We start from the raw sequence: 15310 nt of genomic DNA on the forward strand, positions 1-15310 counted from the left end.
GGAGGAACAGGAGATGGATTTTTCTCCGGTCTGGATTTCGCTTAAGACAACGGTATGTGCGTCTGTTATTACCTTTGTCATTGGGATTCTGGCAGCGTGGGCAGTCATGTTTATTAAGGGCAGGAAACTAAAAGCCGCGGTGGACGGGATTCTTACCATTCCGCTTGTACTCCCTCCGACGGTCGCGGGTTTCTTTCTGTTATGGCTTTTCGGGGCAAGACGCCCGATCGGGAGCTTTGTGGAGGAAGTTTTTGGTTTCCGGATTGCCTTTTCCTGGGTGGCGACAGTATTGTCTGCGGTTGTCGTTTCCTTCCCTCTGATGTACCGCTCCGCAAAAGCGGGATTTGAACAGATTGACCAGAATATGATCGAGGAAGCAAAGATGCTGGGGCTCGGAAAATGGGGAATTCTCTGGAAGATTCTCTTCCCCTGCACATTTCCGTCCATTCTCTCCGGTATGATTTTATCAACGACAAGAGGTCTTGGAGAGTACGGGGCGACTGCCATGCTGGCGGGAAATATTCCCGGCAAGACAAGGACCCTGCCCCTTGCTGTTTATTCGGAAGTTGCAGGCGGCAATATGGACCGGGCGGCAGTGTACGTGGCGGTAATTCTGGTTATTGCATTTCTGTCTGTCTGGGTAATGAATATGATGACAAAAGCAGAGCATGAGATTAAAATGTAGTTCAGGAACTTTTTAGAAAACATCGAAGGAGTGCGGTAATGGAAGAAAAGATCCGGCCGGCTTTGCGGCTGACATTGGAAAAAGAAGAACGGTTTTTTGGCCCGGGGGTAGCAAGGATTCTGGAACTGATAGAAAAGAAAGGATCTATTCAAGGGGCCTGTAACGAGATGGGAATGTCCTATTCTAAAAGCTGGAAAATCATAAAACGGGCAGAGAAAGAGCTGGGATTTCATCTGCTGAGTTCCCATAACGGCGGAAATTCAGGAGGAAAAAGCGAACTGACGGAACAGGGAAGCCTGTTTCTGGCGCGTTACCGGGAGATGGAAAAGGAGCTTACGGAAAAGATGGAAGAATTGTTCGGCCAGTATTTCCCGCAGGAAAGTGATTAGAGACAGATAAAATACAGAAGTGAAAAAGCAATCGGGACGGAAAACTCCGGTCTCCCGTGAAGATGCAGCAGGCATCTTTACGGAGACCGGAGTTTTTTTAACAGGAAACTTCGTTCCCTGTTAAAAAAAACGCTCCGCGGGATGCGCACTCGCGCAAAGCAGAAATTTGTCGCTAAAGCGACCGCGCTCGGCGCGAGAGTTCCGTTTGCGGAACTCTTTGTTCTAGCAAAACAGGAACGGATCATATAAAAGGATGTGACATGGCAATGAAAATTGTTGAAATAAAAATGTGTGACTTTTGAAAATATAAAAATTGTTGAAAAAACAGTTGACATTATCGGAAAAAGTGTTATTCTGTATATAGAAACTGTTGTTTCAATGAAAATGAACTGTTGAAACAAAAGGAGGGTATTATGATTTACACAGTAACGTTGAATCCGGCACTGGACAAAACGGTGGAAATTCCGTCTCTGACCGTTGATGCTGTCAACCGGATAACATCTATGAGGACTGATCCAGGCGGAAAAGGGATCAACGTCTCAAAGGTGATTCAAAAGCTTGGAGGAGCGAGCGTTGCCGCAGGAATTCTGGGCGGGGATACCGGAAGAGCGATCCTTTCGGCCCTTACGGAGATGGGACTTACGACCCTCTTTCACTTTGTGGAGGGTGAAACGCGTACCAACATGAAAATCATTGATCCGGACAATCATACGAATACGGATATCAATGAACCGGGAGTGACCGTGTCGGAAGAAATTCTGGAGAAGCTTTTAGAAGAACTTCTGGCAAAAGTAACGAAAGAGGATATTGTTGTCATATCCGGCAGCATGCCAAAAGGATCTCCGAAAGATACTTATTACACCTGGACAAAAGCATTCCGTGAAAAGGGCGCGAAAGTAATTCTGGATGCGGACGGGGATCTTCTGAAAGCAGGACTGAAAGCCTCACCGTACCTGATCAAGCCGAATAATCATGAACTGGGTGCTTTGACAGGACGGGCTCTTGAGACACCGGAGGAGATAGCTGAAACGGCTGCGGAACTGATGAAAGAGTACGGGATCGGGAAGGTTGTTGTTTCCATGGGAGGAGACGGAGCTGTCTATGTGACAAAGGACAAAACGATCTACGCGGAAGGACTGAAGGTGCCGGTAGGAAGCACCGTGGGCGCTGGAGACAGTGTGGTTGCAGCACTTGCAGTATCGGAAGAAGAAGGAAAGACTCTGGAGGAGACAGTAAGACTTTCCACGGCAGTGGGAGCGGCAAACGTGATGTGCAGCGGCACACAGGCGGCGGAATATGAAGTAGTGGAAACACTGCTCCCGAAAGTGGTATTCAGGACGATCTGAGAACTGCTTTGAAAAGATGATAGCGGTTGCAAAGAGAAAAATATTTATTTAAAATAAAGAAAGGAGTTTTATTATGAAAGCAAAAGGAGTACGGCTTCATGCGGCAAATGATTTACGTCTGGAGGAATTTGAACTTCCGGAAATTACGGATGATGAGATTTTAGTAAAGGTGGTTTCAGACAGTATCTGTATGTCTACATACAAATGTGCTATTCTTGGAACCGAACACAAACGTGTGCATGAGGATGTAGCAGAGCATCCGGCAATCATGGGACATGAGTTCGCGGGAGATATCGTAAAGGTAGGAAAGAACCATCAGGACAAGTTCAAACCGGGAATGAAATTTACTCTTCAGCCGGCTCTGAACTATAAGGGAACAATGTGGAGCCCGGGATATTCTTACGAATTCTTCGGAGGAGATGCAACATACTGTATCATTCCGTCTGAGGTAATGGAGCTGGGATGCCTTCTGGAATACAAGGGACGTGCCTACTATGAAGCATCTCTGGCAGAGCCGATGTCCTGCAGTATCGGAGCATTTAATGCTGCTTATCATACGAAGATGGGCGTATATACACACCAGATGGGAATCAAAGAGGGCGGAAAGCTTGCGATTATGGCAGGAGCAGGCCCGATGGGACTTGGTGCACTGACCTACGCACTTCACAGAGACATCCGTCCGTCCATGATTGTCGTGACAGATCTGAATCAGGAGCGTCTGGACAGAGCAGCATCTCTCTTCCCGCCGGAAGAGGCTGAAAAGGACGGCATTGAGCTTCATTTTGTAAATACTGGAAAACTGGAAGATCCGGTTGCAGAGCTTCTGAAAATTTCAGGAGGCACAGGATATGACGATGTACTCTGCTATGCTCCGGTTGCACAGGTTGTTACACAGTCCAGCGCGATTCTCGGAAGAGACGGCTGTCTGAATTTCTTCGCAGGTCCTACAGACAAAGAATTCAGTGCAACTATGAACTTCTATGATGTACATTATAATTCTACTCATGTAATGGGAACAACAGGCGGAAACACAGCTGATATGATCGAGTCTCTGGAGCTGACAGCGGAAGGAAGAATTGATCCGGCAGTCATGGTTACCCATATCGGAGGACTGGATTCTGCAGCAGAAACAACTCTGAATCTGCCAAAGATCCCTGGAGGAAAGAAGTTGATTTACACACATCTTTCCATGCCTCTTACCGCGCTTTCTGATCTGCGTGCAAAAGGAGAGGAAACAAAGGATCAGCGTCTGGTTGATCTGGCGGATATTGTAGATGCTCACAATGGACTGTGGTGTCCGGAAGCGGAGGAGTATCTTCTTAAAAACTTTATTCAGGAATAATTGTGTCAGGACAGCCTGTCTGTGTTGTCCCGGCATGGACAGGAGGAATATATGGATTCAATGGAAATGCGCAGAAATGCGATTGTTCAGCTGATCAATGAAAAAGAGACGGTCAGTTTTGCTCAGATAAAAAAGAAGTTTCCAAATGTGTCGGAGATGACACTGCGTACAGATCTGAAAGCACTGGATGAGGAAAAAAAGATCCTGCGTGTACACGGAGGGGCGAAATCCGTGCAGGTCATCGTAGGAACAGATGGATTTCTGAACCGTAAATCTGTACACAACATTTCGGAAAAAAAGGAGATTGCAAGGAAGGCACTTGCGTTGCTGAAACCAGACACAACAGTGTTTCTGGATTCGGGAAGTACAGCTACGGCATTTGCGGAACAGATTCCGGATGACTCTTATTTGATTTATACAACAGGACTGAGCTGCGCAACGAAGCTGGCCGGACTTACGAAACCAACGGTAATGCTTCCGGGAGGGAGGCTGAACCGCTACAGCCAGAGCGTGTTCGGAATTTCAGCCATCAAAGAGCTTGAGCGGGTGAATTTTGACCAGGCGTTTTTAGGGGTCACAGGATTTCATCCGTCGGTAGGTTTCTCCTGCGGCATCAGCGATGAGGCGTTATTAAAGCAGACCGCGATCCGACAGTCCGATCAGGTGATCGCCCTGATGGATTCTTCCAAAATTGATGTTAAATGCAGTTTCAGTTTTTGCGGACTTGCCGATATTGACATTATTGTCTCTGACGGGAAACTGCCGGAAGAATTTTTGGAGGAATGCCGGAAATACGGCGTGCAGGTCCTGTAAACAGGAAAATGATATAGCTGAACCCATTCTCCATTGAAGATTTGAGAGTGAATGGAGGACGGATTTGTGAAAAATAACATACAGCGTTTTGGTAAATTTTTATCGGCAATGGTAATGCCGAATATCGGTGCATTGATTGCCTTTGGCTTTCTTGCCGCGCTTTTTATCGACACCGGATGGATCCCGAATAAAGGATTCAACAGCATGGTCAGTCCGATGCTGACATACCTTATCCCGATTTTGATCGCCTCAACCGGAGGACGTATGATCGGCGGGGACCGCGGACGTGTGGCGGGCGCCATTGCAGTAATTGGTGCGATTATGAGCAATACGGAAATTACAATGCTCATGGCGGCCATGGTAATGGGTCCTCTGGCAGGATTCTGTGTCAAGAAGTTTGACGAAGCGATGGACGGACATATGCCGGCAGGATTCGAGATGCTGATCAACAACTTCTCGGTCGGCATCATCGGTATGGTTCTGGCTATGCTTGGATACGTAGCAATCGGACCATTCATGAGCGCGATTCTGATGATTTTATCAGCAGGCGTCAATTTCCTTGTGGAACACAGTGTGCTTCCACTTGTGTCAGTGTTTGTGGAACCGGCGAAAGTTCTCTTCCTCAATAATGCGCTGAACCACGGTATTTTTACACCGATTGCAACGGAACAGGCAGCAGAAGCAGGAAAATCCATCATGTACATGCTGGAGACCAATCCGGGACCGGGACTTGGTGTTCTGCTTGCTTATATGTTCTTCTGCAAAGACAAGGTGACAAAAGATTCTGCACCGGGTGCAGTGATCATTCACCTTCTGGGAGGTATTCATGAGATTTATTTCCCGTATATTCTGATGAATCCGGTTGTGATTGTTGCGCCGATTCTTGGAAATATGGCAGCTATTCTTTGGTACACCATTACCGACTGCGGCCTGGTCGGACCGGCGTCACCAGGTTCCATCATTGCCTACCTGATGGTATCGCCGGGATCTGATCTTGTCAAAGTACTGATCGGTGTCGTGATTGCGGCCGGAATTTCCTTCGTGGTTGCCTCTCCAATTGTCAAAATGGCAGGAGGAAGAAGCCTTGAGGAAGCTCAAAACGAAATGGCAAGCATGAAGCAGGCTGCAAAAGGGGAAACAACAGTACCGGGAACGATTGAACGTTCCGAAGAAGTGAAAAAAATCATCTTCGCATGCGATGCAGGTATGGGATCTTCCGCGATGGGAGCAACCAAATTCCGCAACAGGATCAAAAATGACCGCCCGGATATTACGGTATCCAATACATCGGTCGATACAATACCGGCAGACTGTGATATCGCAGTCGTACAGACAACACTTGCTGCCCGCGCGAAAAAAGCAGCGCCGCAGGCACAGCTGATTACAATAGGAAATTTCCTTGCGGATCCGGCGCTGGATGCCTTGTATGTACAGCTGACAACCGGTGATGCTCCGGCAGCACCTGCGGGAGAAAATACGGACATTCTTATTCCGGACACACCGATCAAAAAACAGGTGATCGTTGCGGACGGAATCCGTCTGGGACAAAAACCGGTAACAAAAGAGGAGGCCATTCAGGCAGCCGGAGAACTTCTCGTAAAACTCGGATACGTGGACGAATCTTATGTAGAAGCAATGCAGGAACGGGAAAGACTGGTATCTACCTACATGGGCATGGGCGTTGCCATCCCGCATGGAACGACCCAGGCAAAAGGAACAGTAAAGAAAACAGGAATTGTATTTTTGCAGTATCCGGAAGGCGTCGATTTCGGTGCGGAAAAAGCACAGCTTGTGTTCGGTATCGCCGGAATCGGAGACGAACATCTCGATCTTCTCGGAAAACTCTGTACCCTTCTGGAAGACCCGGCACTTCTGGAAACATTAAAGACAACAGACGATGTAGACTGGGTACTGGAACAGTTATCATAATATCATTTATTTTCGGGGACGTGTTCCGATGCACAGGAACACGTCCCCGATGTTATGTGTGTACTCTTGCGGCTTCCTGTGAAGTTTGCTACAATAAAGAAAGTGGAAAAAGAAACGGAGGAAAGAGATATGACATATGAAGAGATATTAAAAGAAGCACGTACCTGTATCGGCCAGTACTGCAAAGCATGTCCGGTCTGCAATGGTAAGGCATGCAGAAATCAGATACCGGGTCCGGGAGCCAAGGGCGTGGGTGATACAGCTATCCGCAACTATGATAAATGGCAGGAGATCCGTGTAAACATGGATACGATCTGTGCAGGGGGAGCTGCGGATACCTCAGTGGAGCTGTTCGGAAAGACATTTAAGTACCCGTTTTTTGCAGGCCCGGTAGGAGCAGTGAATCTGCATTATGGTGAGAAGTACAATGACCAGACTTACAATGATGTTCTTGTATCTGCCTGTGCAAAGGCAGGGATCGCAGCAGTGACCGGAGACGGTGTGGATGCAAATGTGATGAAGTTTGCGTGTGAGGCGATTCAGAAAGAAGGAGGACTTGGAATTCCGACAATCAAGCCGTGGAATCTGGAAACAGTGAAAGAAAAGATGGAGCTCGCAAAGCAGGCAAAGGCATTTGCGGTTGCCATGGATATCGATGCGGCCGGACTTCCGTTCCTGAAAAACATGACACCTCCGGCAGGAAGCAAGACCGTGGAAGAGCTGCATGAGATTGTCAGCATGAGTGATGTGCCGTTTATCGTAAAAGGTATCATGACGGTGCGCGGTGCGCTGAAGGCTGAGGCGGCAGGAGCTGACGCAATCGTTGTGTCCAACCATGGAGGACGTGTGCTGGATCAGTGTCCGTCTACAGCAGAGGTACTTCCGGAGATTGTGGATGCAGTCAAAGGAAAGATGAAGATTTTCGTGGACGGCGGAATCCGTTCCGGTACAGATGTATTCAAGGCGCTGGCGCTTGGTGCAGATGGAGTCTTTATCTGCCGTCCGTTTGTGACAGCAGTCTTTGGAGCAGGAGAAGAAGGCGTGCGTACTTATATTGAGAAGATCGGAAGTGAGCTTGCGGATACGATGGGAATGTGCGGAGCAGCCTCCATCAAAGAGATTACAAGAGATATGGTCCGCATTTAATCAGGAGGAAGCAACATGCTGTTTATTGAATATCCAAAATGCAGTACCTGTCAGAGAGCCGGTAAATGGCTGGAAGCGCAGGGAGCCGAGTTTGAAAGAAGAAATATTGTAGAGAACAATCCGACCAAAGAGGAGCTGAAAGCCTGGCATCAGAAAAGCGGGCTTCCGCTCAAGCGGTTTTTTAACACAAGCGGCATGAAATACCGGGAACTGGAATTAAAAGACCGTTTGAAGGAGATGAGCGAGGACGAGCAGTATGAACTTCTGGCAACAGACGGGATGCTTGTAAAGCGCCCGCTCCTTGTAGGAGAGGATTTTGTGATTCCGGGATTCAAGGAAAAAGAATGGGCAGAAAAAATCGGGTAAAGGAAGCGTAAAAGACAATGCGGGAACAGCTGACAGAGCATGATGTAAAGAAGATTCAGGAGGAGATCGAGTACCGGAAACTGGTTGTCCGCAAAGAGGCGATCGAAGCGGTCAAAGAGGCAAGGGCACACGGCGACCTGAGCGAAAACTTTGAGTATCATGCGGCAAAGAAAGACAAAAACCGAAACGAAAGCAGAATCCGTTATCTGGAAAGAATGCTGAAGACGGCGAAGATTGTAAAGGATACGTCCGCGTCGGATGAAGTAGGGCTTAACAATCTGGTGGAAGTCTACTTTCCGGAAGATGATGAGACAAGCACCTTCAAGCTGGTCACCTCCATCCGCGGCAATTCTCTGGACGGTAAGATCAGCATCGAATCGCCGCTTGGAAAGGCGATCCTGAAAAAGCATGCGGGGGACCGCGTGAAAGTGAAAGTAAGCGACGACTACAGCTACGAGGTTGAGATCCGTTCCATTCAAAAGACAACGGACGACGAGGATGACAAAATCAGAAGCTATTAAAACGCAGGCGGCGGAAGTCCCGGAAGATACCGGAGATTCCGCCGTTTTTGTTTAACAGGAAACTTCGTTCCCTGTTAAACAAAACGCTCCGCGGGATGCGCACTCGCGCAAAGCAGAAATTTGTCGCTAAAGCGACCGCGCTCGGCGCGAGAGTTCCGCGAGCGGAACTCTTTGTTCTTTGGGACTTTTTCAAAAAACTGCATAAAATCACGGGAAGAGAAGATACTAGAAAGCAAAAAAAGGAGTGTGCCAAATGAGTGGAAATACTGAGCTTTTAAATTTTGTGTATCAGAATTCCCAGATGGGGATTGAATCATTAAGCCAGCTGATCGAACTTTCCGATGATGAGGAGTTTAAAGAATGTATGGAGAAGCAACTGGAAAAGTACAGGGAATTCAACAAAGAGGCCAGAAGGCTTCTGGAAGAGCGGGGACATAACGAAAAATCCATCGGCATGTTTGACAGGCTGAAAACGTATCTGATGATCAACCTTCAGACGATGAATGACAAATCCGCCTCCCACATGGCTCAGATGCTGATTGAGGGCAGCAGCATGGGAGTGACCAATGCCTTGCAGGATCTGAGGAAGTATGAAGATGCGGACACGGAAATTCTTCGCCTCATGCGGAAACTTTACAAATTTGAAGAGAAAAATGTGGAAACCTACAAGGCATTCTTGTAGAAAAAGAGGAAAACAACACTCTGCTATACGGACGGCAGGGTGTTTTGTTTTGTGAAAAACAGCTGTTGATAAGAGAAAGCGCATAATGTTCATTAGAAATACTTACATAAAGATGGGCGATTACACTGGAATAACAAAGGCAGTTTGCGTTATAATGAATAGGAACGATGAAAAACAAACGGCAAAGGAGAAAATTCATGGAAATGTTATCAATCGAACAGGAACTGAAGGGAAATTCTTATCCGGGACGTGGAATTATCATTGGTAAGACACCGGACGGCAAAAAGGCAGTGACAGCCTATTTTATTATGGGACGCAGCGAAAACAGCCGCAACCGGATCTTTGTAGAAGATGGACAGGGAATCCGCACCCAGGCTTTTGATGAATCAAAGCTTACAGACCCAAGCCTGATTATCTATGCACCGGTGCGTGTGCTTGGAAATAAGACTATTGTGACAAACGGAGATCAGACCGATACGATTTATGAGGGAATGGACAGGCAGCTTACATTTGAGCAGTCTTTAAGAAGCAGAGAGTTTGAGCCGGACGCTCCGAACTACACCCCTCGTATTTCCGGAATCATGCACATTGAAAACGGAAACTACAATTATGCGATGTCAATCTTAAAGAGCGATAACGGAAGACCGGAGAGCTGCCAGAGATTTACGTTTGCATACAATAACCCGGCAGCCGGAGAGGGACACTTTATCCATACATATAAATGTGACGGAAATCCGCTTCCAAGTTTTGAGGGAGAGCCGAAACGGATTGCTGTTCCGGATGACATCGAAAGTTTCACAAATCTTCTCTGGGAGAGCCTCAACGAGGAGAACAAAGTATCTCTTTTTGTACGTTATATTGATATTGAAACAGGAAACTATGAGACAAAGATCGTAAATAAGAACAAATAGGAGCGGATCGAGAATGAAAGAATTAGAATTAAAATACGGATGTAACCCGAATCAGAAACCGGCTAAAATCTTCATGAAAGACGAAAAAGAGCTCCCGATCAAAGTACTGAGCGGCAGACCGGGATATATCAACTTTCTGGATGCGTTCAACGGATGGCAGCTGGTAAAGGAGTTAAAAGAGGCGACCGGACTTCCGGCGGCAACTTCTTTTAAGCACGTATCACCGGCAGGAGCAGCGGTAGGACTTCCGCTTTCCGATACATTAAAGAAGATTTACTGGGTGGATGATTTAGGAGAGCTTTCCCCGCTTGCATGTGCATACGCAAGAGCAAGAGGAGCGGACAGAATGTCTTCTTTCGGTGATTTCATCTCCCTTTCCGATGTGTGTGACGTATCTACTGCAAAGATTATCAAAAGAGAAGTATCCGATGGAATCATTGCTCCTGGATATGAACCGGAAGCGCTTGAGATCCTGAAGCAGAAAAAGAAAGGAAACTACAACATCATCGAGATTGATCCGGAATATGTGCCGGCTCCGATCGAGCACAAGGATGTATTCGGTATTACTTTTGAGCAGGGACGCAATGAGTTAAAGATTGATGACGACTTTTTCTCCAATGTGGTAACAGAAAATAAAGAGCTGACTGATCAGGCGAAGATCGATATGGCAATCTCCATGATTACATTGAAATATACACAGTCCAATTCCGTATGCTATGTCAAAGAAGGACAGGCCATCGGAATCGGTGCAGGACAGCAGTCACGTATCCACTGTACAAGACTTGCAGGAAACAAGGCAGACAACTGGTTCTTACGTCAGTCTCCGAAGGTACTCGGACTTCAGTTTGTGGACGGCATCGGACGTGCGGACAGAGACAATGCCATCGACCTTTATATCGGGGATGAATACATGGATGTTCTCGCGGACGGCGTATGGGAAAAGACATTCAAGGTAAAACCGGAAGTCTTCACAGCTGAGGAAAAGAGAGCATGGCTGGATCAGATGACCGATGTAACCCTTGGATCCGACGCATTCTTCCCGTTTGGAGACAATATCGAACGTGCCCACAAGAGCGGTGTGAAATATATTGCGCAGCCGGGTGGATCTGTAAGAGATGATAATGTTATTGAGACATGTAATAAATATGATATGGTAATGTCCTTTACCGGACTTCGCCTGTTCCACCACTAAGAATCAGCTAAATACAGAAAAGAAAACGGGGATAGGACTTTTGGTCCTATCCCCGAGGTTGTCTTATCCACGTAGTCCTGCGATGATCCGTTTCGGATGAAGAAAGAGCTCCAGCGCTTCCTCGGAGGAGTGCACACACAGATCGCAGTAAGGCAGGAGGGGCGGATACATACCCTCCCGGTCTATGACCGCGATGGAAAGGGCGGCTTCTTTCAGCATGAAAAGGTCATTGCGTCCGTTCCCGATACAGGCACAGCAGGACGCTCCGGTTTCTTGGAGTTTCTGAAGTTTATAGGAAGCAGCATCAGACGTTGGGAAGGTGTCCAGAAGAAGGGGGATGCTCTGGCATTCTGCGGCAGCGGTTCCATGGGTGTCGGCGGTCAGGACGTGGATGGTCAAGGATTCAGAGAGTTGGATAAGAAGTTCCCTTACACGATCTCGGATCCTGCCGTCTTCAGCAATGGTGCCATTATAGTCCAAAAGCAGATGGTTGATGGTAAGGGTCTGATAACCTGGTATTTCAATTTGCATTTCTAAACCTCCTTAGGTCCCTGACTGGGTCAAGTCTCTTTCTATTATACAAATAAACCAATACGATAGATATGAAAAGAAGCGGCAGCGTTCGGTGAAAGTCACGCTATCAGACTCTTTTTGTCATACCTGGATTTGGGATTTTCTGGCCAACACTGTAAATACTGTCAAAAATTTCATAAAGAATAAGTCAAAACATACAAAAAATATAAAAAATACAAGTTTTTTATAATAAAACTTGACAAAATATTACGGGGGGAGTAAAAATAGAAGCGTTAGAAAAGACATAGAAATAGAAAGAGAGAAAACCATAGTCATGTAGGGTCGTTTATCATCAATCAGGTCATATCATAAGGAAGATCAGACTGACTTTTTTTGTGCCGTCTGTTATGCGGAGGGTGAGACGGAGTGGGAGAACTTTTCGCTCTTTTTGTTTCGGAACAGGAGAAAGGAGAAACGAACTATGAGAAAGAAAGTAATTTCCTGTCTGCTTGCAGGGATTATGACCGTATCGCTTGCGGCTTGCAGCGGCGGTGGGGTCAGCAGCAATGACGCTTCCAAAGACAGCGGAAAAAGCAGCGCTGATACCGAAGTCGGCGTAGAGCAGACAGCAAAGCCCCAGGCGCCTCCGGAAGACGCGCCGGTTGGAGGAAAGTTTGTCGTTCAGATCACACCGGGTACCCTCTCACCGGATATGATGGATGGATGGTCTGCAAACGCTACTAACACCGGATTTATCAGGTTGATGAATGGTTACTATCTGACGGATACGACCAGAGACAGAACCATTGACTGGGATCCGGTTGTAGTCAAGTCCCATGAAGAAACGGAAAATGAGGACGGGTCCACAACATTTACTGTGGAGATTAATGATAACCTGAAATGGAACGACGGATCCGGTATTACGGCAAAGGATTATCTTTTTGGCATCATGTACCGTTCTTCCCAGGAATTTGCGGAGTGTGAAGGCGATGCGACGACAGGAAGTGTATTGGTCGGATACAATGAGTTCCGTAATGGCGAGAAGAAAGAGTTCACCGGCCTAAGACTGCTTGGAGACTACAAGTTCTCTATTACAGTTGATGCTGAAAACCTGCCAAACTACTATGTACTTGGCGACATCGGATTTTCACCGGAACCGATGGCAGCTATTGCTCCTGGAACAGATGTCCTGGACGATGGAAACGGATGCTACTTTAATGATCAGTATACAGCAGAAGTCTTAAGAGAGACGCTTCTGGATCCGAACACAGGATTCCGTTATAAGAGACCGGTTGTCTGCGGACCTTATCAGTTAAAGAATGTGGATATCGGATCCGAGACGGTGGAACTTGAGATCAACAAAGAGTATCTGGGTAGATATGATGGAACCAAACCTCATGTTGAGACGATCATTTCGAAACCGATCGCTACCGAAACATGGAGAGATGAGTTTGAAAAAGGAACGGTAGATTACTTCTATTCTTCCAAGGGTGAGACCATCGACTCCACTTTGACAAAAGTAGAAGACGGAGAGATCAAAGCTAACTACGGTATTGTACCGCAGGACAGTGTAAGCGAGTTCCGTTTCGCATGTGATTTCGGAGCAAGCCAGTTCCCGGAAGTACGCCGTGCTTTTGCTTACATTATTGACCGTGATGAAGTGAACAAGCAGATTTCCGGCGGATACGCAAGCGTTGTAGACTGCCTTGCTACAGAAGCGATGGAAGACTACCAGGAAACAAAGGACGAGCTGGAAGGGGAACTGACACATTATACATACGACATCGATAAGGCAAAACAGGAACTCATTGATGGCGGCTGGACACTCAATGAAAAGGGTGAAGAATTTAAAGAAGGTACTGATAAAGTACGTTACAAAGAAGTGGACGGGAAACTGATGCCTCTGGAACTGAAATGGGCTTATTCTGAAGATGACCTTACAGATCTTTGCAACACGATCATTCCGCCGGAAGCTGAGAAGATCGGTATGAAATTTGAGGGAACAAAGATGGACTTCGCACAGATGGTCAATCATCTGAACAGAGAAGGCGTTGACGCCACATACAACGTATTTTCCTGCGGCGTTGTTTTGCCGGAGTTCAGCTCCTGGTGGTATTTCTTCGACGACGCACCGGAGAGAATGGGACTTTGGAACTACTACCGTATCAGCGATCCGGAACTGAAGAGCATCACAGCTTCCATGCAGAAAGTAGAACCGGGCGACACAGAAAAATACCGTGAGCTTTTTGTAGAATTTGAAAAAGAAATCAACAAGAAGATGCCGGGGGTGGTTCTTTCCACGGGTACCCAGTACTGGTTTTACAATCCGAAGTTAAAGAATTTCGTTCCACGTTCCTACGACAACTGGTGGTTCTTCATTCTGGATGCATATATCGAAGAGTAAGTATCGGAATGTAATACAAGCAAAAAGGAGACAGGCTTCTTCTGTCTCCTTTTTGTAGAAAAAGTGGGGTTAATTAGGTATGGTAAAATACATTTTAAAAAGACTTGCCTACATGGTGATTGTCTTCCTGATTTTGTCCGTCTTACTGTTCTGCCTGTTTAAGATGGTTCCGGGTGATCCGGCACGTATGATGGTAGAAGGACAGAAAATGAGTGTATCACCTGAGAAATATGAGATGCTCTACCAGGAGGCGAGAGCCCGTCTGGGACTTGATAAGCCTCTGGTGATCCAGTATTTTAGCTGGTTTGGCAACATGCTCAGAGGCGACTTTGGCTACTCCTCGGTGTACCGGATTCCGGTACTGGATTTGGTAGGGCCGCCAATGCGTAATACCGTCTGCCTGAACCTGGTATATTATGTGATCCTTTTCCTCATCACGATTCCGCTTGGAATTAAGGCGGCCGTGAAGCAGAACTCACCGTTTGACACAACTGTTCAGGTGACAACGATTATCGGAATCAGTATCCCGTCCTTTATCACGGCCCTGATATTCATCTTCCTTTTCGCCATTACTCTCCCGATCTTTCCGATCAGTGGTATGGTGACGACCGGAGCCGGGTACACAGGACTGAGGGCGGTCATCGATTATCTTTATCATCTGTGCCTGCCGGTGATCGTTATGGTCTTTGCGGGACTTGGAGGTCTGACAAGATATGTGCGGGGTGCTCTTCTGGATGCGCTCTCTATGGACTATGTGCGTACGGCAAGAGCTAAGGGACTTAGAGAGAAGACGGTGATCTACAAACATGCCTTTCGGAATGCGCTGATCCCGATCACCGGATATGTGGTTGGATCCATCGTGGCGATTTTCGGCGGTTCCATTATTATTGAAACACTGTTCTCCTGGAAAGGAGTAGGAAAGCTTTTGATTGATTCTTTGAACCAACAGGATTACACGGTTGCGCTGGCTATGCAGATGTTCTATATTCTTCTGGCGCTGGCGGCAAATCTGATTACCGATTTGTGTTACTGCCTCGTAGATCCGAGAATCAAATTAGAGTAATGGAGGAA

15 protein-coding genes are annotated in these 15310 nt (G+C 47.0%); 14 read left to right on the forward strand and 1 reads right to left on the reverse strand.

Translation table 11 applies throughout. The annotated features are described in order from the left end of the window. The first annotated feature begins 13 nt into the window (after positions 1-13). The 12 genes from modB (at position 14) to Selli1_RS01395 (ending at position 11322) form a co-directional block, all read left to right on the forward strand. Entirely contained in the window at positions 14-685 is a 672-nt protein-coding gene (gene modB / locus Selli1_RS01340; RefSeq protein WP_118636839.1) for a molybdate ABC transporter permease subunit, read from the forward strand. Between the two features lie 38 nt (positions 686-723). After that, the gene (locus Selli1_RS01345) at positions 724-1074 is read left to right on the forward strand and encodes a winged helix-turn-helix domain-containing protein (RefSeq protein ID WP_087253470.1); all 351 of its coding nucleotides are present in this window, start codon (positions 724-726) and stop codon (positions 1072-1074) included. A gap of 413 nt (positions 1075-1487) precedes the next feature. Continuing rightward, positions 1488-2420, forward strand: a complete 933-nt coding sequence (gene pfkB, locus Selli1_RS01350) for a 1-phosphofructokinase (RefSeq protein WP_087253467.1) — start codon at positions 1488-1490, stop codon at positions 2418-2420. A 73-nt stretch (positions 2421-2493) separates the two neighbouring features. Beyond that, entirely contained in the window at positions 2494-3762 is a 1269-nt protein-coding gene (locus Selli1_RS01355) for a zinc-binding dehydrogenase (RefSeq protein ID WP_087169606.1), read from the forward strand. A gap of 51 nt (positions 3763-3813) precedes the next feature. After that, positions 3814-4575: a DeoR/GlpR family DNA-binding transcription regulator gene (locus Selli1_RS01360; protein ID WP_118636838.1), complete on the forward strand. Its 762-nt coding sequence runs from the start codon at positions 3814-3816 to the stop codon at positions 4573-4575. Positions 4576-4641: 66 nt separating this feature from the next. Then, positions 4642-6504: a PTS mannitol transporter subunit IICBA gene (locus Selli1_RS01365; RefSeq protein WP_087169613.1), complete on the forward strand. Its 1863-nt coding sequence runs from the start codon at positions 4642-4644 to the stop codon at positions 6502-6504. Between the two features lie 129 nt (positions 6505-6633). Beyond that, positions 6634-7650 (forward strand): alpha-hydroxy-acid oxidizing protein, encoded by a 1017-nt coding sequence (locus Selli1_RS01370; protein WP_138373312.1) that lies wholly within the window; start codon positions 6634-6636, stop codon positions 7648-7650. A gap of 15 nt (positions 7651-7665) precedes the next feature. Next, positions 7666-8016 carry an arsenate reductase family protein gene (locus tag Selli1_RS01375; RefSeq protein ID WP_138373313.1) on the forward strand — a complete coding sequence of 117 codons (351 nt, stop codon included), beginning with the start codon at positions 7666-7668 and terminating at the stop codon, positions 8014-8016. A gap of 17 nt (positions 8017-8033) precedes the next feature. Then, positions 8034-8537: a transcription elongation factor GreA gene (gene greA, locus Selli1_RS01380; RefSeq protein ID WP_087253459.1), complete on the forward strand. Its 504-nt coding sequence runs from the start codon at positions 8034-8036 to the stop codon at positions 8535-8537. Between the two features lie 253 nt (positions 8538-8790). Beyond that, complete coding sequence (locus Selli1_RS01385; protein ID WP_087253522.1) at positions 8791-9219, forward strand: hypothetical protein; 429 nt, start codon at positions 8791-8793, stop codon at positions 9217-9219. 197 nt (positions 9220-9416) lie between these two features. Continuing rightward, positions 9417-10130, forward strand: a complete 714-nt coding sequence (locus Selli1_RS01390) for an IMP cyclohydrolase (RefSeq protein ID WP_087169611.1) — start codon at positions 9417-9419, stop codon at positions 10128-10130. A 13-nt stretch (positions 10131-10143) separates the two neighbouring features. Further along, positions 10144-11322, forward strand: coding sequence for a phosphoribosylaminoimidazolecarboxamide formyltransferase (locus Selli1_RS01395; RefSeq protein ID WP_281872141.1), 1179 nt, complete (start codon positions 10144-10146; stop codon positions 11320-11322). 63 nt (positions 11323-11385) lie between these two features. On the opposite strand, the gene Selli1_RS01400 is transcribed toward Selli1_RS01395, so the two are convergent. Further along, entirely contained in the window at positions 11386-11853 is a 468-nt protein-coding gene (locus Selli1_RS01400; protein WP_048620444.1) for an HAD family hydrolase, read from the reverse strand. 463 nt (positions 11854-12316) lie between these two features. Between Selli1_RS01400 and Selli1_RS01405 the strand changes: the two genes are divergently transcribed. Both Selli1_RS01405 and Selli1_RS01410 read left to right on the forward strand, forming a co-directional pair. Next, entirely contained in the window at positions 12317-14239 is a 1923-nt protein-coding gene (locus tag Selli1_RS01405; RefSeq protein ID WP_087167730.1) for an ABC transporter substrate-binding protein, read from the forward strand. 79 nt (positions 14240-14318) lie between these two features. Next, a complete protein-coding gene (locus Selli1_RS01410; RefSeq protein WP_024733403.1) occupies positions 14319-15302 on the forward strand; it encodes an ABC transporter permease in 984 nt (327 codons plus the stop codon). Positions 15303-15310: the final 8 nt, after the last annotated feature.

It is taken from the genome of Sellimonas catena, assembly GCF_027924685.1.
In the GTDB taxonomy this organism is placed as follows: domain Bacteria; phylum Bacillota; class Clostridia; order Lachnospirales; family Lachnospiraceae; genus Sellimonas; species Sellimonas catena.

Excerpts from the sequence above, each read along its gene's own strand:
- Selli1_RS01400 (WP_048620444.1), bottom strand. The coding sequence starts at position 11,853 with ATGCAAATTGAAATACCAGGTTATCAGACCCTTACCATCAACCATCTG.
- Selli1_RS01410 (WP_024733403.1), top strand. The coding sequence starts at position 14,319 with ATGGTAAAATACATTTTAAAAAGACTTGCCTACATGGTGATTGTCTTC.
- Selli1_RS01345 (WP_087253470.1), top strand. The coding sequence starts at position 724 with ATGGAAGAAAAGATCCGGCCGGCTTTGCGGCTGACATTGGAAAAAGAA.
- Selli1_RS01360 (WP_118636838.1), top strand. The coding sequence starts at position 3,814 with ATGGATTCAATGGAAATGCGCAGAAATGCGATTGTTCAGCTGATCAAT.
- pfkB (WP_087253467.1), top strand. The coding sequence starts at position 1,488 with ATGATTTACACAGTAACGTTGAATCCGGCACTGGACAAAACGGTGGAA.
- greA (WP_087253459.1), top strand. The coding sequence starts at position 8,034 with ATGCGGGAACAGCTGACAGAGCATGATGTAAAGAAGATTCAGGAGGAG.
- Selli1_RS01370 (WP_138373312.1), top strand. The coding sequence starts at position 6,634 with ATGACATATGAAGAGATATTAAAAGAAGCACGTACCTGTATCGGCCAG.
- modB (WP_118636839.1), top strand. The coding sequence starts at position 14 with ATGGATTTTTCTCCGGTCTGGATTTCGCTTAAGACAACGGTATGTGCG.
- Selli1_RS01405 (WP_087167730.1), top strand. The coding sequence starts at position 12,317 with ATGAGAAAGAAAGTAATTTCCTGTCTGCTTGCAGGGATTATGACCGTA.
- Selli1_RS01390 (WP_087169611.1), top strand. The coding sequence starts at position 9,417 with ATGGAAATGTTATCAATCGAACAGGAACTGAAGGGAAATTCTTATCCG.
- Selli1_RS01385 (WP_087253522.1), top strand. The coding sequence starts at position 8,791 with ATGAGTGGAAATACTGAGCTTTTAAATTTTGTGTATCAGAATTCCCAG.
- Selli1_RS01375 (WP_138373313.1), top strand. The coding sequence starts at position 7,666 with ATGCTGTTTATTGAATATCCAAAATGCAGTACCTGTCAGAGAGCCGGT.
- Selli1_RS01355 (WP_087169606.1), top strand. The coding sequence starts at position 2,494 with ATGAAAGCAAAAGGAGTACGGCTTCATGCGGCAAATGATTTACGTCTG.
- Selli1_RS01395 (WP_281872141.1), top strand. The coding sequence starts at position 10,144 with ATGAAAGAATTAGAATTAAAATACGGATGTAACCCGAATCAGAAACCG.